At 33.2% G+C, this 25,623-nt stretch carries 19 protein-coding genes and 3 tRNA genes; 12 read left to right on the top strand and 10 right to left on the bottom strand.

What is annotated here, in order from left to right; genetic code table 11:
* The first annotated feature begins 192 nt into the window (after positions 1-192).
* From ACWA1F_RS22535 to ACWA1F_RS22515, 5 genes are all read left to right on the top strand, one after another.
* Positions 193-1,473 (top strand): chloride channel protein, encoded by a 1,281-nt coding sequence (locus ACWA1F_RS22535; protein WP_456897119.1) that lies wholly within the window; start codon positions 193-195, stop codon positions 1,471-1,473.
* A gap of 101 nt (positions 1,474-1,574) precedes the next feature.
* A complete protein-coding gene (locus ACWA1F_RS22530; RefSeq protein WP_456897117.1) occupies positions 1,575-2,174 on the top strand; it encodes an HPP family protein in 600 nt (199 codons plus the stop codon).
* Positions 2,175-2,441: 267 nt separating this feature from the next.
* On the top strand, positions 2,442-2,984 hold the full coding sequence (locus ACWA1F_RS22525; RefSeq protein ID WP_125719847.1) for an IS1096 element passenger TnpR family protein: 543 nt from the start codon (positions 2,442-2,444) through the stop codon (positions 2,982-2,984).
* 112 nt (positions 2,985-3,096) lie between these two features.
* Complete coding sequence (locus tag ACWA1F_RS22520; RefSeq protein WP_456897115.1) at positions 3,097-3,456, top strand: four helix bundle protein; 360 nt, start codon at positions 3,097-3,099, stop codon at positions 3,454-3,456.
* A gap of 44 nt (positions 3,457-3,500) precedes the next feature.
* Positions 3,501-4,559 carry a nucleoid-associated protein gene (locus ACWA1F_RS22515; protein ID WP_306156061.1) on the top strand — a complete coding sequence of 353 codons (1,059 nt, stop codon included), beginning with the start codon at positions 3,501-3,503 and terminating at the stop codon, positions 4,557-4,559.
* An 89-nt stretch (positions 4,560-4,648) separates the two neighbouring features.
* Here ACWA1F_RS22515 and ACWA1F_RS22510 read toward each other — a convergent pair whose 3' ends face one another.
* Both ACWA1F_RS22510 and ACWA1F_RS22505 read right to left on the bottom strand, forming a co-directional pair.
* Positions 4,649-5,230 carry a TetR/AcrR family transcriptional regulator gene (locus ACWA1F_RS22510; protein WP_456897113.1) on the bottom strand — a complete coding sequence of 194 codons (582 nt, stop codon included), beginning with the start codon at positions 5,228-5,230 and terminating at the stop codon, positions 4,649-4,651.
* A 72-nt stretch (positions 5,231-5,302) separates the two neighbouring features.
* Positions 5,303-6,055, bottom strand: coding sequence for an SDR family oxidoreductase (locus ACWA1F_RS22505; RefSeq protein ID WP_456897111.1), 753 nt, complete (start codon positions 6,053-6,055; stop codon positions 5,303-5,305).
* Between the two features lie 227 nt (positions 6,056-6,282).
* On the opposite strand from ACWA1F_RS22505, the gene ACWA1F_RS22500 reads away from it, so the two are divergent.
* Entirely contained in the window at positions 6,283-8,652 is a 2,370-nt protein-coding gene (locus ACWA1F_RS22500; RefSeq protein ID WP_456897109.1) for a GAF domain-containing protein, read from the top strand.
* Between the two features lie 298 nt (positions 8,653-8,950).
* On the opposite strand, the gene ACWA1F_RS22495 is transcribed toward ACWA1F_RS22500, so the two are convergent.
* Complete coding sequence (locus ACWA1F_RS22495) at positions 8,951-10,153, bottom strand: Pycsar system effector family protein (protein WP_456897107.1); 1,203 nt, start codon at positions 10,151-10,153, stop codon at positions 8,951-8,953.
* A 26-nt stretch (positions 10,154-10,179) separates the two neighbouring features.
* Between ACWA1F_RS22495 and ACWA1F_RS22490 the strand changes: the two genes are divergently transcribed.
* On the top strand, positions 10,180-13,911 hold the full coding sequence (locus ACWA1F_RS22490; RefSeq protein ID WP_456897105.1) for a metallophosphoesterase: 3,732 nt from the start codon (positions 10,180-10,182) through the stop codon (positions 13,909-13,911).
* Between the two features lie 307 nt (positions 13,912-14,218).
* On the opposite strand, the gene ACWA1F_RS22485 is transcribed toward ACWA1F_RS22490, so the two are convergent.
* Both ACWA1F_RS22485 and ACWA1F_RS22480 read right to left on the bottom strand, forming a co-directional pair.
* Positions 14,219-15,076, bottom strand: coding sequence for an SdiA-regulated domain-containing protein (locus ACWA1F_RS22485; RefSeq protein WP_456897103.1), 858 nt, complete (start codon positions 15,074-15,076; stop codon positions 14,219-14,221).
* Positions 15,077-15,169: 93 nt separating this feature from the next.
* Positions 15,170-16,222, bottom strand: coding sequence for a hypothetical protein (locus tag ACWA1F_RS22480; RefSeq protein ID WP_306156068.1), 1,053 nt, complete (start codon positions 16,220-16,222; stop codon positions 15,170-15,172).
* Between the two features lie 106 nt (positions 16,223-16,328).
* On the opposite strand from ACWA1F_RS22480, the gene ACWA1F_RS22475 reads away from it, so the two are divergent.
* Genes ACWA1F_RS22475 through ACWA1F_RS22465 form a run of 3 tightly spaced genes read left to right on the top strand, consistent with a single transcriptional unit; the run spans position 16,329 to position 20,445 of the window.
* Positions 16,329-17,240 carry an ABC transporter ATP-binding protein gene (locus tag ACWA1F_RS22475; RefSeq protein WP_456897101.1) on the top strand — a complete coding sequence of 304 codons (912 nt, stop codon included), beginning with the start codon at positions 16,329-16,331 and terminating at the stop codon, positions 17,238-17,240.
* A 3-nt stretch (positions 17,241-17,243) separates the two neighbouring features.
* On the top strand, positions 17,244-18,080 hold the full coding sequence (locus ACWA1F_RS22470; RefSeq protein WP_306156070.1) for an ABC transporter permease: 837 nt from the start codon (positions 17,244-17,246) through the stop codon (positions 18,078-18,080).
* Positions 18,081-18,093: 13 nt separating this feature from the next.
* Entirely contained in the window at positions 18,094-20,445 is a 2,352-nt protein-coding gene (locus tag ACWA1F_RS22465) for a T9SS type B sorting domain-containing protein (protein WP_456897099.1), read from the top strand.
* Between the two features lie 209 nt (positions 20,446-20,654).
* On the opposite strand, the gene typA is transcribed toward ACWA1F_RS22465, so the two are convergent.
* Complete coding sequence (gene typA / locus ACWA1F_RS22460) at positions 20,655-22,451, bottom strand: translational GTPase TypA (RefSeq protein WP_306156072.1); 1,797 nt, start codon at positions 22,449-22,451, stop codon at positions 20,655-20,657.
* A 222-nt stretch (positions 22,452-22,673) separates the two neighbouring features.
* Here typA and ACWA1F_RS22455 point away from each other — a divergent pair, with 222 nt between their 5' ends.
* A complete protein-coding gene (locus ACWA1F_RS22455) occupies positions 22,674-24,329 on the top strand; it encodes a PAS domain-containing sensor histidine kinase (protein WP_306156073.1) in 1,656 nt (551 codons plus the stop codon).
* A gap of 5 nt (positions 24,330-24,334) precedes the next feature.
* Complete coding sequence (locus ACWA1F_RS22450) at positions 24,335-24,742, top strand: response regulator (protein WP_456897096.1); 408 nt, start codon at positions 24,335-24,337, stop codon at positions 24,740-24,742.
* A gap of 170 nt (positions 24,743-24,912) precedes the next feature.
* Here ACWA1F_RS22450 and rpsT read toward each other — a convergent pair whose 3' ends face one another.
* From rpsT to ACWA1F_RS22430, 4 genes are all read right to left on the bottom strand, one after another.
* Positions 24,913-25,164: a 30S ribosomal protein S20 gene (rpsT, locus tag ACWA1F_RS22445; protein WP_073417115.1), complete on the bottom strand. Its 252-nt coding sequence runs from the start codon at positions 25,162-25,164 to the stop codon at positions 24,913-24,915.
* Positions 25,165-25,319: 155 nt separating this feature from the next.
* Positions 25,320-25,391 (bottom strand) — tRNA-Glu (locus tag ACWA1F_RS22440).
* A 42-nt stretch (positions 25,392-25,433) separates the two neighbouring features.
* A tRNA-Glu gene (locus ACWA1F_RS22435) sits at positions 25,434-25,505 on the bottom strand.
* 41 nt (positions 25,506-25,546) lie between these two features.
* A tRNA-Glu gene (locus ACWA1F_RS22430) sits at positions 25,547-25,618 on the bottom strand.
* Between the last annotated feature and the right edge of the window lie 5 nt (positions 25,619-25,623).

Here is a 25,623-nt window from a genome sequence, read left to right as displayed (position 1 = left end):
ACAAACCTATTAACTTTAGATAATAAAAAACTTCGAGCCTTAGCGACTTCGTGGCAATACCATCAAGAGAAAGAATTTTCTTGCTTATATCGATTTTAACACACTAAAATCAATATTTTCTAGAAAAAACCGAATTTGCTTCTTAATTTTGTAACCCGCATAAAAAAAGTGCGGACAGCAAACTTACTTCTGATGAACAAAACGGCGCAAATCAAAAAAAATCATCAATTCATTAAATTCCGAAAATTAGTTATTGTTTCTATCTTAATTGGGTTTCTTTCAGCCTTTCTCGGAATTTCACTTAAAAAAATAACAGAATATTACGAAGAAATCTTCTTTCATGAAGTCTCTGTTCATCCGATATTTTACATCATATTTCCTGTTTTCGGATTATCAGTAATTTATTTCTTAAGACAATATCTTTTTAAGAAAAAAGAAAACAAAGGCATCAAAGAAGTTTTTGAAAGTACAGCATCAAAATCTAAAAATCTTCCTTCTTATAAAATTCCATCACACTTCATCAACGGATTATTAACCGTAATTTTTGGAGGTTCAACAGGGATTGAAGTTTCTACCGTAGTGGCTACAGCAACCATTGGTTCTGTTGCGCACGAAAAAGAAAATGTTTTCCGCCAATATAAAACCGAATTAATTTGCGCGGGAGTTGCGGCAGGTGTTACAGCGCTTTTCAGCAGTCCGATTGCGGGAGTTTTATTTGCTTTTGAAGTAATTTCAAGAAAAGTAACCCGAGCTTTTATCATTTCAAATTTAATTGCTGTTTCTATAGCTTTCGGTTTATTGACTATTCTAAAAGAAGAACCTTTGTTTGCCGTTTCAATTGCAACATGGAATTTAAAAGCAATTCCGTACTTCATTCTTTTAGGAATATTAGCGGGAATGAATTCGGTTTATCTAACGCGTTGTGTTTTATTCTTTAAATCACAATTTGGTAAAATCGATACGCATTATTACAAAATCATTTTAGGATCTGCAGTTTTGAGTCTTTCCTTATTCTTTTTTCCACAGTTATACGGAGAAGGTTACCATGCCATTAAAGGAATTTTCGGAAACGCACATCAAGCACAGCTTACGATAACTTTAGCGCTTACTTTTATTGGTATTTTAATTCTAAAACCAATTGTAACTTCGATCACGCTGGCTTCTGGTGGCGATGGAGGTGTTTTTGCTCCAAGTTTATTCATCGGTGCATTTTTAGGATTATTACTAGCTTCCATCTTAAACAGCTTTTTTCATGTAAATGTAATTCCGGTTAACTTTATGATTATCGGAATGGCAGCGGTTTTAAGCGCTAGTATTCATGCGCCTTTTACTGCCATTTTCTTGGTTTGCGGATTAACGAATGATTACACATTATTTTTCCCAATTCTGGTTGTTTGTTTAATCTCAAAATATACGGCAAAAACTATTTATCCGTATACCGTATACAGTTATTCTCCAAGTTTAATTAAATAATTTTAATACCGAAATTTTGTAAAAACAGTGTTTTGCTACGTTTAGTAACAGGGATCGAAATGTATTAAAAAGCACAACGCTCAAGTAAAATACCACACATTATGCCAACTGAAAAAATAAAAAGAAGCTATCGAAAAACACGCTACATTTTATATAAAGAAACATTAATTGATTATAAAGAACACTTTTGGTCATTTTTAGGTTCTTTCGTCGGAATCGGAATTTTGGCTTATGTGCAATCCATCCATTTTTCAGGTCCAGATGCAGTTTATTTAATTGGTTCTTTTGGAGCTTCGAGTGTTTTGGTTTACGGAATTATTCAGAGTCCGTTTTCTCAACCACGAAATTTAGTGGGCGGACATGTAATTTCTGCTTTTGTTGGGGTTACAGTTCATAAACTGGTTCCAGACATTATGTGGATTGCGGCACCTCTTGCGGTTTCAATTGCCATTATTTTAATGCAGATTACCAAAACGCTACATCCGCCTGGAGGAGCAACGGCTTTAATTGCGGTTATCGGAACTGAAAAAGTAAAAGCTTTAGGATATATGTATGTTCTTTCTCCCGTATTTACAGGAGTTTTAATTTTACTTTTTACGGCTTTAATTTTCAATAATATGACTTCAAGCAGAAGTTATCCGAGTCATAGCACTTACCACAAGCATTATCATAAATTAAGAAAGAGGTTGGCGAGAAAATAGTTTAAGTTTACTGTCAATGTCACCCTGAGCGAAGTCGAAGGGCGCTCCAATTGGAATGTGGGCTTCGACTCCGCTCAGCCTGACAAAACCTTGTAGGTATAACTTTAACAACAAAAACAGACCTACAAGGTTTTGGAAACCTTGCAGGACCGCAATAATTAAAAAACAGAAAACCAGAAGATTAAAATCTTTTCAACAAATCACGATTCGAGATTCGTATTTCGTTTTTTATATTTTACCTTTGACCTCTCAATAAAAACAAAGATTATGGTTTATAAATTTAGAGTTATTCTAGACGCCGAAGAAGATATTTTCAGAGACATTGCAATTCTTGAGGAGGATACACTTGAGGATTTACACAATGCAATCTTCAACTCTTTTGGCTTTGACGGATCAGAAGTGGCTTCATTTTATACTTGTGATGATACTTGGAATCAAGAAGATGAAATTCCGCTTTTTGATACAGGAGATGTTCCTGGCGAAATAAGAACCATGAACGATTATCCGTTATCTAGTATTTTAGACAAAGAAAATACAAAGATTATCTACGTTTATGACTTCATCAGCATGTGGACTTTCTTAGTTGAATTGGCTGCTGTAGAAGATGAACAAGTTGGAGTTACTTACCCAGAAACTTTATTTTCTCACGGTGAAATGCCAGCAGACGCCATCGAAAAAAACTTTGAGGCAGATGACATGCACGACGATATCTACGGAGAATTTGAAGACGATCTTGACGAAGATGATCTTGACATGTTCGAAGGCGACGATAGCTTCGAAGATTATGGATTTGAGGAGAATTGGAATTGATTTTTATAGATTCAAAGTGACAGAGTGACAAAGGTGCAAAGTTTTTTGCTTTTCGGAATTAACTATTTATAGGTTTTTTCTTATTTTTATATTTAATTTTTAAATATAAAATATGAAAACTTTTCGAGACCTTTTTATCTGGCAAAAATCTATGAATCTGGTAACTGAAATTTACCAACTAACAAATTCATTTCCAAAAGAAGAAATTTATGGGTTATCTTCGCAAATTAGAAGATCCTCAATATCAATACCTAGTAATATTGCTGAAGGATACGGCAGAGATGGAAAAATTGAATTATTAAGATTCTTAAATATTTCTATGTCATCATTATTCGAAATGCAGACACAACTTGAAATTTCATTCAATTTAAAATATATAAACGAGTATCAATTCAGTAAAACAAACGGAGAAAGTAGAGAATTGGAACGAATGCTGAGTGCTTTTATAAAAAAATTAAAAGACAGCAAATAAACCTTTGTCACTTTGTCACTTTGTTTCTATGAAACTAGAAAAAAATGATCAACCTATTCAACACCCACATCGATACCCTTGCGATACATCGCGTAGGAAACAAAAGCCGTAACGAAGCTATTTTTTTATCGGAGCAGCCATTTAATTTAAATGATGAAATTGTTCCTTTGATAAAAGAATTCTTTTTTAAGCCTTTTAGAGAAAAAGAAGAAAACTACTATCAGTTTGCACACGAAGTGGACTTAGACTACAACGACATGTTTAAATATGCAACTGAGATTTTTGCTAATCCGGCTAACATTCATGAGGTTTCTAAAAACATCACAAAGCATTTATACGAGCAGTCAAATCACCCGCACATTAAAAACGGAGAGGTTTATGTAACGTATTTGACTAATCTAAGTATTGATAACAATGTTGTTGATGCAATCGGAATTTTTAAAAGTGAACTTCAAGCAGATTTTTTACAGTTTGAAGAAAACGGAAGCAACCTTGAAATGATTTTACAGCAGGGAATTAACCTAAGTAAATTAGATAAAGGATGTTTGATTTTCAATTACAAAAAAGAAGAAGGATATAAAATCTTGACTGTAGACAGCAACCGTTATGATGCGCGTTACTGGCTAGAGCACTTTTTATCTGTTGATGCTTTTGAAGATGAAAATTTCATCACTAAAAAATATTTAAAATTCTGTCAAAACTTCGCAAAAGACGTTGTTTTGCCAGCAGAAGACAAGAAAGAGGAAGTAATGTTTATGAACCGATCTGTGAATTATTTCGCTAAAAATGATCAGTTTGAAGAGCAGAATTTCTTGAATGAAGTACTAGACAATCCTGATTTGATTCCTGAATTTAAAAACTATAAAGTTGATAAAGGAGAAAAATACAGCATCGAAGATGTAACCTCATTCCCTATTGCCAACGCAGCAGTTTCTGACGCTAGAAAATCGATTAAAAACGTAATTAATCTGGATACTCACATTCAGATTAAAATGGATTTTATCAATCCAGAAAGTGCTGAAAAATTTGTTGAAAAAGGCTGGGATGAAGAAAAACAAATGTATTACTACTTAGTTTACTTCAATAAAGAAGAAAAAAGCTAAGAAGTTTTCATTTTCTATTACTTACTTACAACACAAAAAACGGCAATTACAATTTGTAACTGCCGTTTTTTATTTCTTTACTATTTTTTCTATAAAACTGAGAATACAGCTTTTACAATATCATCATAAACCTGTTTATCTCTTTCTCCTGCACGAGCCAAAACTCGAATTCCTGAATAGTTATTAAAGATAAATCGAGCTAAAACTTTTGCATCCATCTGCTTAGAAATATGCCCTGCTTCCTGTCCTTTTTTTACGGCATTTGTAAAAACTTCTTCCATAATCTGGCTGTTATCTTTTACAATCTTTGCGATTTCAGAATCGTGCATTGCCAGTTCTACAGACGAATTAACCATAAAACAGCCTTTAGTAATTCGGTCTTCAAGACTTTCTATTACAGCTTGCTTAAAAATAGCATGCAGTGTTTCTTTAACATTTTGCGAATTCTCTAAAAGATCTTTAACCGAATCTTGTGCCTGCTGCTGATAACGTAACAACGATTTTGAAAACAATTGCTGTTTATCACCAAAAGTATCATACAAACTCGAACGGCTCAAACCTAAATGATTTACCAAATCCTGAGCAGATGTTCCGTTATAACCCTTGTGCCAAAATATCTCGATTGCTTTATCCAAAGCTTGATCTTCATTAAACTCTTTCGTTCTAGCCATGATATTTCAAATTAAATTCGTTTACAAAGATATAAAAATACGGAACAATCGTTCCTGAATTAGTCAAAAAAATTATAATACCGTATTTACAATTAATCCTCCATCAACAACAATTTCTGTTCCTGTAATAAATGAGGCATCGTCTGAAGCAAGAAAACTAACTGTCTTAGCAATTTCTGAAGCTTGTCCAAAACGTTTCAATAAAATCTTTTCGCCAAGAGCAGCCCCTAAACCTTCAACATCTTCTTTTTCTAAACCAACTTTTCCATAAAGCGGTGTTTCAACAGGACCAGGAGAAACAGCATTTACTCTAATTTTTCTTGATGCCAATTCTACAGCAAAAACTTTATTTAATGATAATACGGCAGCTTTACTTGCAGCATAAACACTAGAATTTGGCATTCCAACATGAGCATTTACAGAAGTATTAAAAATTATAGAACCACCATCATTCAAAATTGGAAGCAGTTTCTGAACTGTAAAATAAACTCCTTTTACATTGACATTCATAATGCTGTCATAATGTTCTTCTGAAGCTGAATCAACTGGTGCAAAAGAAGCAATTCCTGCATTCAAAAATAAGATATCCACTTTTCCGAATTCAGCTTTTACTTCTTCTACTAAGTTATCAATTGATTTTAAATCAGATTGGTCCGCTACAATTCCTTTTACTCCCAATTCTGTTTCCGCTTTTGCTAAAGCCTCTTTGTTTCTTCCAGTTACAATTACTTTTGCTCCTTTTGCTGCTAAATCTGCCGCTGCTGCGTATCCAATTCCGCTATTACCACCAGTTACTATAGCTACTTTGTTTTCTAAATTTTTCATTTTATTTGTTTATTAAGTTATTGATTATTCAATTATTATGGTACAAAGATATAATAACGGAACGATCGTTCCGTTATTTAATGTGTTAATTTTTAGTTAAAATAAAATACTGCTTTTTTAAACCCTTTAATTATAAGGAAAACTATTATGTAGCCATAGACGAAAGAAATCGAAAAATGTCGGGCATTCTTAATTTATCCTTAATTTTGCATTAAAAAATTACTCCCATGGATATTCAATTTTTTAAAGAAAGTCCTTTTACCACCATAATTTCATTTCACAAGCTAATTGAATCTTTTGAAGAAATTGCTTTGTCTGATGTTGATTACAGATCCAACTATGCCAAAGCGATTTTAGAACAAATTGAATTGATTCCAGAATTAAGAACCGGAATCACAGATTATTCAGTTATCAAAAAAAATGAAGCTTTAATCAAAAACATTCTTGCTGACTTATTTCCTACTGCATTAACGCACAACGAAATAAAAGCAGTAACCATTCCATTTCAAAACATCTCTTTCAATTATTCAGAACGCTTTAAAAAGATTCTTAAAAATGCGGGAGACGAGTTTTATATGGAAATTCGTGATTTTAGTGACCATCAATTCTATATTAATAATTGTTGCTTAATTTTAAGTTACTATTACAATCAGCGTATTGATTTTAATCAACCTTTTTTCTATGACATTCCAGATGAAAATGGTGTAGAAAAGCATTACAGAATTTTATATAATGCTGATTTTATGGAAATTATTCCAACTGAAAACTCTGTTCCATTAACTCAAGAAGATATTGATCAATTAATAGATAATTATAACGATATTAATTTGTGGAAATCTAAATTTCCAAAAGGAAGCTGGATTTTAAGAGGTTTCGGAATTGTGTCTTTGTTTGATGCTACAACAGAAAGCGCTATTTCTATATTAAAAAGTAATTTGCTGAAACCTGGACCAAAAACGGTTAATACAGATCAGGAAATTTCTAATATATTTCAGTCCATTTTTAATCTTCCGAGTTTAAAAGTAGGTTTTATCATTTACAATCCTGAAGAAGAGAAATTTATCAGACCGGCAAAATACGCCAACCAAATGAAGAGCTTTTTACTTTCTTCTGATCAGGAAGTCGATTGCAAAAATGCTTTTTTTGGATGTTCATTCGAAAATTTACTGGACAATAAAGAACCTTTCGTTATTTCAAACGTCAGCAAATTTACAGAGGAGTCAACCAATAAAAGACTTGGCGAGCATTTAATCTCTCAAGGCATTCAGAGTTGCATTTTTGCACCCGTTATTAAAAATGGGCATTTATTGGGAGTTGTTGAATTAGTTTCTAAAAATCCGCGAGATTTAAACAGCGTAAATGCAACAAAACTAGATTTGGTTCTGCCGTATTTGACTGATACTATTGATCGTTACAATACAGATATGCAGCATCAGATCGAAGCTATTATTCAGCGAGAATATACTACGATTCACCCAAGTGTGTATTGGAAGTTTAAAAGAGAATCGCAGAATTATTTTCAGCATATGAATCATACTAAAGATTATATTTTTAAAGAAATCGTTTTTAAAAATGTATATCCGCTGTATGGCCAAATTGATATAAAAGGTTCGTCTGAACATCGAAATGAAACCGTAAAAATCGATTTGAAAAATCAGCTTACGGCTCTTTTGGAGATTTTTGACAACCAGAAACCAAATTCTAATCTTGTTCTGTTGGAACAAAGAAAATTTGAATTGGAGTCACTTAGAAGCGAATTAGATTTTCCTTTAAAAGCAGATACAGAACAGCATGTTCAGCGCTATATAGAAGAAGAAATTCATCCAATTTTAAAAAACACCCAAGGCAATGCAAAAAGCGAAAAGCTGACTACATCATACTTTGATAATCTGGATGAAAAAACCGGAATGTTTTATCAGGAAAGAAAAAAGTTTGATAACGCAATGTCTATTATCAACAAAAGATTGGCAACGGTTCTAGACAGAAAACAAGTTGAGGCACAGCAGATTTATCCGCATTATTACGAGCGTTTTAAAACAGATGGTGTAGAACATAATTTATACATTGGAGCTTCAATTTCTCCAACCAAACCATTCGACATCATGTATTTGCACAACCTTCGTTTATGGCAGTTGCAGACTTTATGCGAAATGGAGTTGGAACATCATGATTTGAAGACTTCGCTTCCTTATGAATTGGACGTTACTTCTTTGATTTTGGTTTTCAGTTCTCCTCTTTCCATCCGTTTTAGAATGGATGAAAAACGTTTTGATGTAGACGGAACCTACAATGCGAGATATGAAGTCGTTAAAAAACGAATTGACAAATCGCATATTAAAGGAAGTACAGAAAGAATTACAGAAAAAGAAAAAATCACAATTGTATATTCTCAAAACAGCGAAGAAGCAGAATATTTAAAATATATTAAATACCTGCAGCACAAAAAAATCCTAGAGCCTTCAATTGAACAATTTGAAGTTGAAGATCTTCAGGGAGTTTCTGGTCTGAGAGCCATTCGTGTAAAAGTAATCAACAACGCAACAGTCTCCGAAATTAAAAAAATAACGTATCAAGATTTGTTGGATGAAATAAATTAAGCTAACGCGTTATAAATAATTGAAAAACCGACCTCGGAGAGGTCAAATATTTATAGCCATCAAGAATTTTCTGCCGAAGAAAACTGACCTCGGAGAGGTCAAATATTTATAGCAAAAAATTACGATAATGTATGTATGACCCCAGCGGGGTCAAATTTCAAATAAAAAAGCTTTGTCAAAGTTTTAAACTTTGACAAAGCTTTTTTCATTTTTAGCTATGTGTTAGAAACTAGTTTCTTTCAATAATCTTTTTCAAACAAAAAAATCTATGTTTCTATGTGTTTAACCAAAAAATAAACTAAAGGGTAAGGCCTTTAAAAGCAATAACAAAAGCAATAACGGTTATAATTATTCCGACCATAAAAAAGTTATAGGCAATTCGAAGCAGATTATATTTTCGCTGTAAAACCAATCCTAGATAATATAAATCCTTAATCATAGTAGAGTACAGATAATCACGGTCTTTCATCATTTCATTCATTGCCCAATCGTAGTCTTCTAGAGGCATTTTATAGAAATTTCCAAAAAACATCAAATTGACTTTTTTGTCTTCAACGTCCTTTCTGGTAAAAAAGCCAGAAGTTACTTTTGGACGCGTAGAAAGAATGGCAAAAATAATGGTAATTACACTAGACATCAGCATAATAAAAGTTGGAACCACTAAATGAGCATTTTTCGGACTATCCAATTTTGGAATAATAGACGATAATGCAATTGAAATAATAATAGCATTTACAGACAATAAAATATTGGCTTTACTATCGGCAATACCACTCAAACGTGTATGGTTTCCTAGAGTAACACGAAATAAAGTATCGATTCCGCGATCTGGTTTTTCTGCTTTTTCTGCTTTTTCAGCTTTCTCTTTCTTTTTATTTTCTTCTTCGAGCGCCGCCGCCGCTTTTAACTCTTGTTTGTTTATTTTTTTCTGAATCATTAACAGATTTCGTTCTTTCAGAGGTTGCCATTTTCTTAAGGCATAATCGGTGTAAAAACGATGTTTATTTAATAAGAAATTTAAATTTTCTCTGGTCCATTCGGCATTAGAGAAACTTACTATTCCGGCATTTTTCAATTCCAAGCGAAGCAATTCGCAGGTTGTAGCATATTCTTCACCCATCAAATGAGCGTAATCTGCATCGCGAATAATTTTTTCTAAATGTGTTCTAGGCTCATATTCTTTAACGGTAGCCATAATCAGACTCGACACTGAAGCTATAAATTCTTCCGATTTTCCTTTTTCACGTAAAAATTCAGCAGCTATTTTAGTGCTCTCTTTTTCATGATTTTCATATCCTTCAATATACCCCGTATCATGAAACCATGCGGCAACCAAAAGTGCTTCTTTGTCCTCATCTTTTACATCTTCTTTCTTACAAAGTTCTTTTACCGCTGTTACAACAGTAAAAGTATGATTAAAATTATGGTAAGAATATAAATTAGAAAGTTTATCTTTGAGTAAATTACTGACGAAATCTTCGGATTGTTCTATTAGATTCATAGAGAATATTTTTATACCACTAAATTATGAAATTGTTTTTGGATAATCATTTTATTGCAAAGATTAAAAACTTTTCTTTAGCAATTGCATCGCTATTCATTGTTTATTCTTGTTCGACCAGCAAACCGCAATACGGGAAAAATGTTAGCGCCAACGAAACAGAAAACGCAACTGATACCCTAAAAATTGCACATACTTTTTTTCTTGTTGGTGATGCTGGAAATGCCGACGAAGAACAAGCACAGCAAACCTTAGAACTTTTACACCAAAAACTAAAAAAAGCAAGTAAAAAATCAACACTTCTTTTCTTAGGCGATAATATTTATCCAAAAGGTTTTCCTAGTGATAATCATCCAGAAGACAAGGCTTTAGCCGAAACAAAACTGACGAATCAATTAAAACTGACGAAAGGTTTTAAAGGAAGAACAATCGTAATTCCAGGAAATCACGATTGGTACAGCGGTATCAAAGGTTTAGAACGCCAAGCCGATTTTGTAACGAAATATTTGAATGATAAAAAGGGTTTTCTGCCAAGAAAAACCTGCCCAATTGAAGATGTAAAAATTGATAGTGTAACGACATTGATAGCTGTTGATAGTGAATGGTTTCTGGAAGACTGGAACAATCATCCAACTATAAATGACAATTGCGAAATTAAAACCCGAGAAGATTTTTTTGAAGAATTAGAAAGTCTTTTAAACAAAAATCAAGAGAAAACAGTTGTTTTGGCGATTCACCATCCTTTATTAAGCAACGGAACTCACGGTGGACAATTTTCATTAGAAAAACAATTATTCCCTTTAGAGCAAAAAATTCCGCTTCCTGTAATTGGCTCCTTCATTAATTTAGTGCGAAAAACATCTGGAGTTAGTCCGCAGGATATTCAGAATAAGCAATATACGATTTATGCTAAAAGAATTAAAACGCTTTTGCAAAAGCAGAAAAATGTAATTGTTGTTTCTGGTCACGATCACAATCTCCAATTTATCAGCAAAGAAAATATCCAGCAGATTATTAGCGGTGCAGGATCAAAATCTGAAGCAGCAAGAGCCATCAATCCTTATGATTTTTCGTATGGCAAAAATGGTTATGCCACTTTGACTTTATTTAAAACCGGTGATGCAAAAGTTACTTTTTACGGAAATGAAAATAACAAAGAGAAAATGCTTTTTGAGCGCGAAATCATAAAAGCAAAAGAAATCAACTGGGCTGCAGATATTCCGAATAAGTTTCCTGCAAAAGTGACGACTTCGATCTATTCTACAAAAATGACCGATAAGAGTGCGTTTCACCGATTTTTATTTGGAAAACATTACAGATACTATTACAGTTTGCCAATTGAAGCAAAAACTGCAACCGTAGATACGCTAAAAGGCGGTTTGAAACCAATTCGCGAAGGCGGTGGACATCAATCGGTTTCATTAAGAATGTCTGATCCTCAAGGGCGTGAATATGTGATGCGCGCTATGAAAAAAAGTGCTACGGTGTTTTTACAGTCCGTTGCTTTTAAAGATCAATATATTGTAAATGACTTTGACAAAACGTATGTAGAAGATTTCTTGTTTGATTTTTATACTACTTCTTACCCTTATTCTTCTTTTGTTATTGGCGACATGTCTGATAAAATTCGATTGAGACATACTAACCCGATTTTATATTATGTCCCGAAACAAAATGGTTTGGGCGAATTTAATGCGAGTTTTGGAGATCAATTGTATATGGTCGAAGAAAGACCGGCAGATAATCATCTTGACGGGAAAGATTTTGGCAAACCAAGCAATATTATCGGAACTGATGATATGATGTTGAATCTTCATAAAGATGAAAAATATACAGTTGATGAAAAAGAATACATAAAAGCGCGTTTGTTTGACATGCTTTTAGGAGATTGGGACAGACATAGCGATCAATGGCGCTGGGCAGAATATAAAGAAGATGGAAAAGTGATTTACAAACCAATTCCGAGAGATCGCGATCAGGCATTTGTAAAATATGACGGAGCGCTACTTTCTCTTTTGATGAATATTCCGGCATTGCGTCATATGAGAACTTTTAAAAATAAAATTGACAATGTAAAATGGCTGAGCAGAGAACCTTACCCGATGGATTTGGCTTTTTTAAGAACTTCTCAAGAAAAAGAATGGGTAGAACAAGCGAAATATATTCAAGAAAATTTAACTGATGCAGATATCGATCAGGCTTTCAAAAACTTACCAAAAGAAGTTCAAGATGGAACAATTGACGAAATCAAAACCAAACTGAAAAATAGAAAAAAGGATCTTCAGAAATATGCTCGTGAATATTCAGACGTTTTGAGCAAAACGGTTATGATGGCTGGAACGGATAAAAAAGACAAGTTTGTTTTAAATCATAAGACGAAAAAAGAAATAGAAGTTCAGGTTTTCAGAGTTAAAAAAGAAGGTGACGAATTGCTTTATACCAAAACTGTAACCGATAACAAAACTAGAAATCTTTGGATTTACGGATTGGACGATAACGATACTTTTGAAGTAAAAGGAGATCAGAAATCGAGCATCAAAATTCGTTTGATTGGTGGTCAGAACAATGATATTTACAACATTGAAAATGGAAGAAAGGTTATTGTTTACGATTTTAAATCAAAGGAAAACACGTATAATTTAGATTCTAAAACTCAGACACAATTAACAGACGACTACGATGTTAATTTATACAATTACGAAAAACCGAAATACAATGTAATTTCTGGACTTCCGAATATTGGTTTTAATCCAGATGATGGTGTAAAAGTGGGAATCAATGTCAATTATACAGTTAATAATTTCAAACAAAATCCATATACGCAACGTCATATTTTTAATGCTTTTTACTATTTCGCTACTGGCGGTTTAGAGTTTAACTATGCAGCACATTTCCCTGGATTATTAGGAAAATGGGTTATTGATGTGGAATCGCTTTACACTACTCCAAATTTTGCGATGAACTATTTTGGATATGGAAATGAAGCGCAATACGATGACGAAGTGAGCATGGATTATAACCGTGTGCGCATTAGAAAATTTAATGCCTCGGGCGCTATTAGACACGTTGGAAGATATGGAAGCGAATTTAGCATTCAGCCTATTTTTCAGAGAATGACGGTTGAAGAAACTGAAAATAGATATATTGATATTCCGGGAATTGTAAATCCAGATGTATTTAACAGTCAGAATTTTGGAAGTTTAAAAGTTAAATATGTATTTAAGAATTCTGATTTTGCAGCAAAACCTACATTGGGAATGCATTTTATGATTGCTGGAACTTGGACGACAAATTTGGATGAAACCAAAAAGAATTTCCCAACGTTGGAAAGTATTTTAGGTTTTACGCATAAAATTGATCATAACGGAAAACTTATTTTGGCGACTTATTTAAAAGGAAAAGCCATTTTAAATAACAATTACGAATTTTATCAAGGTGCTTCGTTAGGAGGCGATACCGATTTACGCGGATTTAGAAATGAGCGTTTCTTAGGAAGTTCTTATTTCTCTCAAAGTTCAGATTTACGTTTAAGCATTGGAAAAATCCAGCGCACGATTGTGCCAATGACATACGGAATTTTAGGTGGTTTCGATTATGGAAGGGTTTGGCTTGACGGCGAAAATTCTAAAAAATGGCATCAAGATTACGGCGGCGGACTTTGGCTGAATGCTATAAATGTTATTACAGCAAGAATCTCATACTTCAAATCTCCAGATGAAATCGGAAGGGTGATTTTTGGAGCGGCCTACAGTTTTTAATTTAAGGTGCTGAGATACTAAGCTTCTAAGGTTTATTGCCACGAAGGCACAAAGCCACAAAAGTTTTTTTTAGCCACGAATTGCACGAATTTTCACGAATTATATTTTTTTTATCGTATCGAATAAAAATTAGTGGAAATTCGTGCAATTTGTGGCTAACTTTTTCCTCTAAGGTTTTGCCGCAAAGACACGAAGGCGCAAAGTTTTTTTAGCCACGAATTCACGAATTTTTTTATAATAATTCGTGAATTCGTGGCTAATTTTTTCTTAGAAACTTAGCACCTCAGAACCTCAGAACCTTAGAACCTTAGAGCTTAAACTCATAAACCTTTCCTCCTACTTTATTTGTTTTTTCGTCGGCGATAAGTAAGGTGTTGTTGTCTTTAAAAACCATGGCTTCTTTTTGTGAGAAGTGGTTTAGATTCAATTCTGTTTGTTTTCCTTTATGGAATAAATCTCCTTTGAAATCTTTAAATAAAACAACTTTATCGTGGCTCAATAGCGCCACTTTTTTTCCGTCTGGACTAATAGTTGCACTTGTCAGAACACAATGATTGTAATTACTGCAAGTTTTAAATTCGCCAATTTTTACCGCTTTCTGAGTTCCTGCAGCATTTTTGATTTTGTAGATAAAAGCAGTTCCATCAAAACCTTTGCTCCTGTTTTTGGTGAAAAGATAGAAATAGCCATTCAGTTCAAAAAAACCTTCTACATCGTAAAACATTTCTTTTTTCTTTGGAGGAAATTCTTTTTGTTCTGGATACGAAAATGAGATTTTATATTCGGCTTTGGCCAAATCATTATGCAACTGATTTTTCGCTACTTTATAAATGCACAAATCTCTTCTTTCGTTATCATTATTTCCAAAATCGCCAATGTAGATATTTCCAGATTTATCTTTTGTAATATCTTCCCAATCAACATTTGTAGCATTAGAAATCGTAATCGTTTTACTTAATTTCCCTTCAGAATCAATGGCGTAAATGGCATTTTTATTCCCGCTGTCTTCTAAAGTATAAAGAGTTTTGGTCTCTGGAAAATAGGTAATTCCCGAAACTTCCTTTAATTTTTTCGGAAGCGAATACAGTTCTTTCAAATCAGAACCAGACTGCTTCTGACAAGCTAATAAAACAATTGAACAGATAACTAAAAAAGACTTTTTCATATATTATTTTGTTTTTGAACCATATAAGTTATATAAGTTCAATTTAGCCAAGCTTAGCTAAAATTACTTATATAACTTATACGGTGAAATTTTTTAAACCAAGTTAGTGTTTTTAAAATTGCGAATAATAAACTCGAATGCGGCATGCATGACGTGTCCCATCGATTTTGCGTTTTTGAATTTCATGTCGTTCGTATAGCGATACAATTCCATTTTTAATTGCATCAAATGTTCGTGTGTCGAAATGGTATCGTGGCACATGATATTTAATAGTTTTTTAATTCTCGTTTCGGCTGAATGAATCCGTTTTGCTAAAATCGCTCTTTCTTCGTCTTTATACTGGATAATCGAACGTTCTTCCAATTTCTCTTTAATTAATTGAATCATCGGAAAGTTTTCCTTGAAAAACTGCGGACGATACACTTTAAAATTTCCCTCGTAACATTGCTGGTCAAAATCGATTGGACGAATTTTATAGACAACTTGGTCAAAATCGTGAATTGGAACAATTACATAATTGTAAGCGCGCATGTCTCCCAAAAGCCGAATCATACAGCGTTCGTTAAATTTCACAAACTCTTTTGCAATCTGCGCTTTTTCCATTTCGCTGCATTTATCCAGCAGCGTATCCATAAAAACATCACCGGGAATTCCGATAATATGCTCTTCGATCAAAGTGTCTTTATAAACCAAAAAGTTGATTTTATCTGGCGAAAGAATATCTTCTAACTCCAATCCGTAAATACGCGAAGCATCAGCTTTTTTAATATAAAAATGGACGTAATTGTCATTGAGAATATTTCGAACTTTAATTCTAAAAGGCTTCGAATTTCCGAAAGTACAGTAATCAATCGCATCGACATTCAAGAACTGAATAATTTCGCTATTACCATCAGAATGCAGAAGCGAATATATTTTCTTTAAATTTAAATCAATTTCATTGCGTTCAAATTCGCCGTAATACACTCTAATCCAAAGCGTATCGGTATCATGTTTATCGTAAACGTTTATAGAACCCGTAAAACGAAGCAAGTCATCATAAAACACAGAAACTTTAGAAATACGTTCGTATCGCTCTAAGTAACTTAAAAGTGGCTGTGTTAAAGGGTAAGACGGTTTTTTTAAAACCATTAAAGGCTCGCTCATTTTCAATATCTTTATTACAAATTTACATCAATACGATTTAATGTTAGAATTTAAAGTAACAAAAATCAAATTGGCTCGTCATACTAAAAACTAAAACCAGAAAAATTTGGAAACCATATTAACCATTGAGAATTTAAGCAAAAGATATGGCCGAATTCAGGCCTTGAAAAATGTATCTTTTCAAATACAAAAAGGTCGTGTTTATGGCATTCTAGGGCCAAACGGCAGCGGGAAATCGACTACATTAGGAATTGTATTAAGCGTTGTTAATAAATCTTCTGGCAATTATCGCTGGTTTGACGGCACTATAGAAACGCACGAAGCTTTAAAAAAAGTTGGTGCGATTATAGAAAGACCAAATTTTTATCCGTACATGACGGCTGAGCAAAACTTGAAATTGGTTTGCAAAATCAAAAACATCAATTATTCTAAGGTTAACGAAAAATTGGAATTGGTTGGTTTGAGCGAAAGAAAAGACAGCAAATTCAGTACTTTTTCTTTAGGAATGAAACAGCGTCTGGCTATTGCATCAGCACTTTTAAATGATCCAGAAATTTTAATTTTAGATGAACCAACCAACGGATTAGATCCGCAGGGAATTCATCAAATTCGTGATATTATTAAAAAAATTGCATCGCAAGGAACGACTATTTTACTGGCTTCTCATTTATTGGATGAAGTAGAAAAAGTCTGCTCGCAGGTTATTGTTTTAAGAAAAGGCGAAGTTTTGTATTCTGGCCCTGTTGACGGAATGTCTTCTAACGAAGGATTCTTTGAACTGCAGGCAGACGATAATTTAGTTTTAAAAACCATTTTGCTAGAACATCCTGCTGTTGATAGAGTTGCTGAAGAAGACGGAAAAGTTTTAGTTTACTTAAATTCTGATTTATCTGCTTCAGATTTAAATCAGTTTTTATTTTCTAAAAATATTGTTTTAAGCCATTTAGTAAAACGCAAAAACAGCTTAGAAGCTCAATTTTTAGAATTAACCAAAAACGCAATCGCCCAAAAAAACTAAACCATGAAAAGACTTCTCTCTATAGAATTGCAAAAAATCTGGATGAACAAAGCCAGCCGTGTATTAACCTTAACTTATTTTGTTTTACTTTCTTTTATCGCTCTTATTGCAGCCATAAAATTTGATATCGGAGTTTTTAAATTTCATTTGGCCGAAATGGGAATCTTTAATTTTCCATTTATCTGGCATTTTAATACGTATGTAGCGGCTTGGCTTAAATTCTTTTTAGCGATTGTAATTGTTTCCATGATGGCTAATGAATATAGCTACGGAACTTTAAAACAGAATTTAATTGATGGTCTAAGCAAAAAGGAGTTTATTTTATCTAAATTCTTAACTGTTGTCTTATTTGCTTTCGGATCTACCGTTTTCGTTTTTATCATGAGTTTGCTTTTAGGATTATCCTTTTCTTCTTATACCGAATTTGGAATTATTTTTACTGACTTAGATTATCTTTTAGCCTTCTTTGTAAAACTAACTGGATTCTTTTCTTTCTGTCTATTTTTAGGAATCTTAGTAAAACGTTCTGCATTTGCACTTGGTTTCCTTTTAGTTTGGAGTATCATTGAAGCAATTGCGAGAGGAACTTTAGCTTTTAAAATTTTCCCAAATAGTGATACTGACAAAATAATTACACAGTTTTTCCCTTTAGAATCAATGTCAAATTTGATTGTTAATCCCGGCCCGAGGCTGTCTGTAGTTAAAAATATTGGAACTCAAATCGGAATTAACACAGAAGGCGATTTTAGTGTCGACTATTCTGCTGTTTTAATTGTTTTAGCTTGGACTTTTGTGTTTGTTTATTTTTCTTACAAATTATTAAAAAATAGAGATTTGTAGTATATTTGTTACTATGAGTCACCTAAGAATTTTTCTATTTTTCATTTTGTGCTGTTTTTGTCATAAAATCAGTGCGCAGAATATTTCTGTTAATCCGACAGCAACACCTGTAGATTTAATTCAAAATGTTTTAATAAATAGTTCTTGTATTGATACCGAAAGTGTAAATGCAACCGGCAACCCTACTCCAAATGAGCAGAGTTACGGTTCTTTCACTGCTGGTCCAAACTTTCCTTTTGCTAGCGGAATCGTTTTAAGCACTTCGCCTAGTGTTAAAGCTCAAGGACCTTACATACAACAAGACTCTAAAGGTACGCAAGTTCGAAATTGGGATGGTGATACAGATCTTAATACTGCCTTAGGAATTAATAACAGTACGCAAGCAACAGTTTTAGAGTTTGATTTTATAGCATTGACCAATTCCATTAGCTTTAATTATATTTTTGCTTCGAATGAATATCAGAATAATTTTCCCTGCATTTATTCAGATGGATTCGCTTTCTTAATTAAAGAAGCTGGAACCACTGATAATTATAAAAATCTTGCCGTTTTGCCGAATACCACAATAGCAGTTTCGGCTACAACCGTTCATCCTAAAATACTTACTGTAAATAACAGTCAAGGATTACCTTTAGCTGGGTGTGAAGCGGTAAACGAAAACTACTTTAGTGGCTATAATACAGTAGCAAGCCCTATTAATTATGCGGGACAGACTGTAGTAATGAATGCCTATACAGAGGTAACTCCAAATAAAACATACCATCTAAAAATGGTAATTGCCGATGATGCTACAAGACAATACAATTCTGCAGTTTTTATTGAGGCAGGCAGTTTTGTAACTAAAATAAATTTTGGCGAAGACAGAACCGTTGCCAATAACAATCCTGTTTGCTTTGGCGAAAATTTTGTTTTAGACACACATCTAAACGCAGCCAATTATACTTTTAAATGGTTTAAAAAAGATGCATCTAATAATTACGTTCAAATTCTAGGCGCAACATCTTCTACTTATGCTGTACCATCAACTGGAACTTATAAAGTTGAAGCGAACCTAAACACCACAACCTGCATTTCGGTTGGAGAAATTACTGTTGAATTTACTTCTGAAATTGCTAAAACCAATACTTCTTTACTGCAATGTGATGACGACAATGATGGTTTTACCATTTTTGATTTGACTAAAGTAGCCAACATCGTCAAAAACAATAATCCTCAAATTAGCAATCAAGGGTATTATGAAACTTTGGCAGACGCGCAAACTAAAACAAATCCGATTTCAAATCCGCAACGTTATACCAACAAAATTCCAAATCAAATTGTTTACGCACAGCTTGAAAATACTTTTGGCTGCAGCACAACAGCAGAAATCACGTTAAATGTTTCTAATACTGTTATTCCAAATCAACCTGCAGTAGAAACCTGTGATGAAGATGCAATACAAGACGGTTTATATCAATTTAATTTACAAGATCAAGTAACGCCTCAAATTTTATCTGGTTTGCCTGCAGGATTAGTAATCGATTATTTCTTAACTGCTTCAGATGCTATTACAGAAACAAATAAGTTAGACAATATTTTTAAAAATACAACTCCAAATAGCCAGACTATTTACGCACGCGCTGCAAATGGTTCAGATTGTTATGATATAGCTCCTGTAGAATTAATTGTGCACACTTTTGATCCGCCTAATTTTGAAGATGAAACACGTTATTTATGCAAAGGCGATGAAATGACTTTAACAGTCGCTACCGGTTTTAGCAGTTATACTTGGACTAATAATGACAGTACCACAAATACAGCATTAATTAATAGCCCTGGAGATTACTCTGTAACTGTAACAGATCTAAATGGCTGCGAAAAAACTAAAAATTTCAAAATAATTTTATCTGAACCTGCTACAATTACTGGAGCAGATGTAAAAGATTTTTCTGGAACCGACAATACCGTACAAATTAAATATACTGGTGTTGGAAATTATGAATTTTCTCTTGACGGAATCGTTTATCAAGACAGTCCGACTTTTACTCAAGTTGTTCCAGGAGTTTATAATGCAATTGCCAGAGACAAAAACGGCTGTGGTCCGTCTAATACATTTTTAATCTATGTCTTAGATTATCCGCGTTTCTTTACTCCAAATGGAGATGGAATCAATGATTTATGGGTAATTAAAGACCTAGATCAAATGCCGAATTACACTATTTCTATTTTTGATCGCTACGGAAAATTATTAAAACAAATGACTCAAACCGGCGCAGGCTGGAATGGAATTTTCAACGGAAGAGAAATGCCTTCAGACGATTATTGGTTTACGCTGCTTTTTGTTAACGGAAAAAATGTAAAAGGACATTTTAGTTTGAAAAGATAACTTTTTAGGAAATTCCAAATTCTCAAAATTCCAAATCCCAAATCCTGAATCTCAAATTTTAAATTTAAAATTTGAAACTCTCAAAATTCCAAATTCCAAGCTGAACTTGAAACTTAAAATCTGAAACATTAAACTAAAATATATCTAAAAAAAAGAATCCCAAACTCCTTGATGGAATTTGGGATTTTTATTTTGAAAGTTAAACCGAATTAGATTTTGTATCTTTTTCTATCTGTTTCACTTAAGTAAATTTTTCTTAAACGTAAAGATTTTGGAGTAACTTCAACGTATTCATCTTTTTGAATGTACTCTAAAGCTTCTTCTAATGAGAATTTGATAGCAGGAATAATTCTAGCTTTATCATCAGCTCCAGAAGAACGTACGTTAGAAAGTTTTTTCGTTTTAGTAACGTTAACAGTCATATCGTCGCTACGAGTATTTTCTCCAATTACCTGACCTTCATAGATATCCTCGTTTGGATCAACGAAGAATTTACCACGATCTTGTAATTTATCGATAGAATAAGGAATAGCTTTTCCGTTTTCCATAGAGATTAATGATCCGTTGTTACGTCCAGGAATTTCTCCTTTGTATGGCTCATATCCGATGAAACGGTGTGCCATAATAGCCTCACCAGCTGTAGCAGTAAGCAATTGATTTCTTAAACCAATAATTCCACGAGATGGAATGTTGAATTTAATGATCATACGCTCACCTTTACCTTCCATAGAAAGCATTTCTCCTTTACGGATTGTTACGAATTCAACCGCTCTACCTGAAAGATTTTCTGGTAAGTCGATAGTTAATTCCTCAATTGGCTCACATTTAACACCATCAATTTCTTTGATGATAACTTGTGGCTGACCAATTTGAAGCTCATAACCTTCTCTTCTCATAGTTTCAATAAGAACAGATAAGTGAAGTACACCACGGCCAAAAACCATGAATTTATCAGCAGAATCAGTTTCACCAACTTTCATTGCTAAGTTTTTCTCCAACTCTTTTGTTAATCTTTCACGGATGTGACGAGAAGTAACAAATTTACCTTCTTTACCAAAGAATGGAGAATCGTTAATTGTAAACAACATACTCATTGTTGGCTCGTCGATAGCAATTGTTTGTAAAGCTTCAGGATTTTCGAAGTCAGCGATAGTATCACCAATTTCAAAACCTTCAATACCTACAACAGCACAAATATCTCCAGCAACAACTTCTTCTACTTTTCTACGGCCAAGACCTTCAAAAGTGTGTAATTCTTTAATTCTAGATTTGATTACTTTACCATCTCTTTTTACCAAAGAAATTGGCATTCCTTCTTTTAAAGTACCTCTTTCAAGACGTCCGATAGCGATACGACCTGTAAAAGAAGAGAAATCTAAAGAAGTAATCAACATTTGTGGAGTACCTTCAGAAACTTTTGGAGCTGGCACATTAGCAATAACCATATCTAATAATGGCTCAATGTTTTCTGTTTGGTTTTTCCAATCATCAGACATCCAGTTGTTTTTTGCAGAACCATAAACCGCTGGAAAATCCAACTGCTCTTCAGTAGCACCTAATTCAAACATTAAGTCAAAAACTTTTTCGTGAACTTCTTCAGGAGTACAGTTTTCTTTGTCTACTTTATTGATTACTACGCAAGGCTTCAAACCTAAGTCAATAGCTTTTTGTAAAACGAAACGAGTCTGTGGCATTGGACCTTCAAAAGCATCCACTAACAAACATACACCATCGGCCATGTTCAACACACGTTCTACTTCACCTCCAAAATCGGCGTGGCCAGGAGTGTCAATAATATTGATTTTTGTTCCTTTATATTGAACAGAAACGTTTTTAGAAGTAATAGTAATACCTCTCTCACGCTCTAAATCGTTATTATCTAAGATTAAATCACCTGTGTTTTCGTTTTCACGAAATAACTGACAGTGATACATAATTTTATCAACCAAAGTGGTTTTACCGTGATCGACGTGGGCAATAATTGCAATGTTTCTAATAGATTCCATCTGTGATTTTTAATGGGCGCAAAGGTACACTTTATTTTCTAAAAAAAAACGTTTCTAACATAGTTTGCGTATATACAATCAATTAGTTAATATAAAACATCAAAATATCGGTTTCAAAATGGCATTAACATACGTTTAGTTATAGTTAAATTAACTATATTTGAGGTGATGAAAAGTAAAACTCTCCAAATTACTCTTATTTATATAATCATCTCGATAATTATGGCAGTGATATGTCATAAATTACTCACAACCTACTTTTCTTCTTCAGAATATCTATTTCTTTCTTTATTAAAAGACATTGCTTTTATTTTAATTACTGGCCTAGTTTTCAGTTTTATTCTTTCAAAAAACGAAAAAAGAAACATCACCATCTTTGAAAAGTTAAACAAAACCAACGAAGAAATAGAAGAGTCAAATGAGAAGTACGACATTGTAGCAAAAGCAACAAGCGATACCATTTGGGACTGGAAAATTCAAGAGGATAGCATTAATTGGAACAAGGGAATTGAAGGTGTTTTTGGTTATGACCCAAAAGAAGTAGGCAAAACTTCTAAATGGTGGTTTGATAAAATTCATCCGGAAGACAGCATCCGAATGTCCATAAAATTATACTCTTTTATAGAACAAAAAACCGAAAAATGGCAAGATCAGTACCGTTTTAGATGCGCAGACGGTTCGTATAAATATGTTTTGGACCGAGGTTTTTTATTAAAAGATGAAAACGGAAGAGCCATCAGAATGATTGGAGCAATTCAGGATATTACCAAACAAAAAGAAGAAGAACAGCGATTAAAACTTTTAGAAACAGTAATTACTCAATCTAAAGATTCTATTTTAATTACCGAAGCCAATTCATCAGAAAGAAGAATACCAAAAATAGTTTATGTGAATCCTGCTTTTTCTCAAATGTCAGGTTATCAATCCAATGAAATTATTGGGAAATCTCCAAACATTTTTAAAGGTCCAAAATCTGATTCTGATGAATTAAAAAAACTTTTAAGAGCCATAAAAAATGAGGAAGAATGTCTCATAGAAACCATCACGTATACCAAAAATAAAGAAGAATATTGGGTACGTTTTTCTATGATTCCGATTTTTAATAATGAAGGAGTAATTTCGCACTGGATTTCTATACAGCGCGATATTACAGATGAGAAAAAACTCGAAACAGAAAAAGAACATCTTATTCGAGAACTGACACAAAACAACAAAGACTTAAAGCAATTCTCTTACATCACTTCGCACAATCTTAGAGCGCCGCTTTCTAATTTAATCGGTTTGCTAAATTTGATAGAAGACATTCCGATAGAAAATGAAGAACTTCAAGAAATTTTAGCCGGATTTACAAAATCGACTCATTTGCTAAATGAAACCATCAACGATTTAGTAAAAGTTATTATTATTAAAGACAATCCTTCTATGCAAAAAGAAGAAGTATCTTTAAAAGAGGTTTTTGAAAATGTTTTTAGCCAACTTTCCTTCCAAATTGAATTACACAAACCAATAATTAAGCTTAAATTTGATAAAGTCCCAGAACTTATTACCAACAAAGCTTATATTGAAAGTATATTATTAAATCTGCTTACCAATTCTATAAAATACAAATCGGAAAACAGAAAACTAAAAATATCTATAACAGCCGAGCAAATAGAACAAAAAACAATTTTAACCTTTAAGGACAACGGAATCGGAATTGACTTGGAAAGAAATCGCGATAAAGTATTCGGACTTTATCAAAGATTCCACAATTACCCTGACAGCAAAGGATTAGGATTATATCTGGTAAAATCCCAAGTAGAAACGATGGGCGGCACAATTTCTATCGATAGCGAGGTCAATAAAGGAACTACATTTACCATAACATTTAAAAATTAATTATTATGCTTGAGCAGATTTTATGCATTGATGATGACCCTATCACATTGATGTTATGCAAAAAAGTAATTTCAAAATCTTCATTTTCTCATGAAGTTATTACAGCTCAAAACGGCGAAGAAGCTCTTCATCATTTCAATGTACTAAAGTACACCAACGATAAAGCAAAAAAAAGACCCGAATTAATTTTTTTAGATTTAAATATGCCTATTATGGGCGGATGGGAGTTTTTAGATCATTTTACCTCTCCAGATTATAAAGAATTTAATACTGTTCCTGTAATCGTACTATCTTCAACTATTGACCCTGAAGATCTTGCTAAGGCAAAAAAATATCCTATTATAATAGATTTCCTTTCAAAACCTATTACACTGCCAATGCTGGAATACCTTAAAAAGAAAATAGATTTATAAGTTCTGAAAATTCCAAATTCCAAAATTTTTTAAATTCTCAAAAAACAAATTCCAAATTCCAACTTTACAAAAATTGGAATTTGGAATTTTTTTATTGGAATTTCATTTCCATCTATAACAAAAAAGTCCTCTAAAAAGAGGACTTTTGTATATCTAACAAATTGTATTAATTACAATTTAGCAACATGTTTAGTTAACTTAGACTTCAAGTTAGAAGCTTTATTGTCATGAATGATGTTCTTTTTAGCTAATTTATCAATCATAGAAATTACAGTTGATAATTTTGCAGTAGCATCAGCTTTATCAGTAGCTAATCTTAAAGCTTTAATAGCGTTACGAGTAGTTTTGTGCTGATATCTGTTAAGAACTCTTCTTTTTTCGTTACTTCTGATTCTTTTTAATGCTGACTTATGATTTGCCATTTTCTTTTAATTTTAGATGTAATAATTATTATAAATACTAGTTAAAAAAGAAAAACCTCCCACAATTATAAAAACAATCACTTTGGTTTTAACTAATAAAATAAAAACCGAGACACCAATCTTTATTTTACAAAACTTATTTACAACTAATTTTGTAGTCTGTAAGGGAATCGAACCCCTGTTACCAGGACGAAAGCCTGGAGTCCTAACCCCTAGACGAACAGACCGTTTCTTCTAAGTTACCTTCAATTTAAATAAAATTGAAGTTGTAGTCCGTGGGGGAATCGAACCCCCCTTACCAGGATGAAAACCTGGCGTCCTAACCGATAGACGAACGGACCATTATATCAAGTTAAAGAACTTAAAATCGCAGAAAAAAAAGTAGTCCGTGGGGGAATCGAACCCCCCTTACCAGGATGAAAACCTGGCGTCCTAACCGATAGACGAACGGACCGTGTA

It is taken from the genome of Flavobacterium erigeronis, assembly GCF_054075165.1.
This window is presented reverse-complemented; position numbering and strand designations above follow the sequence as displayed.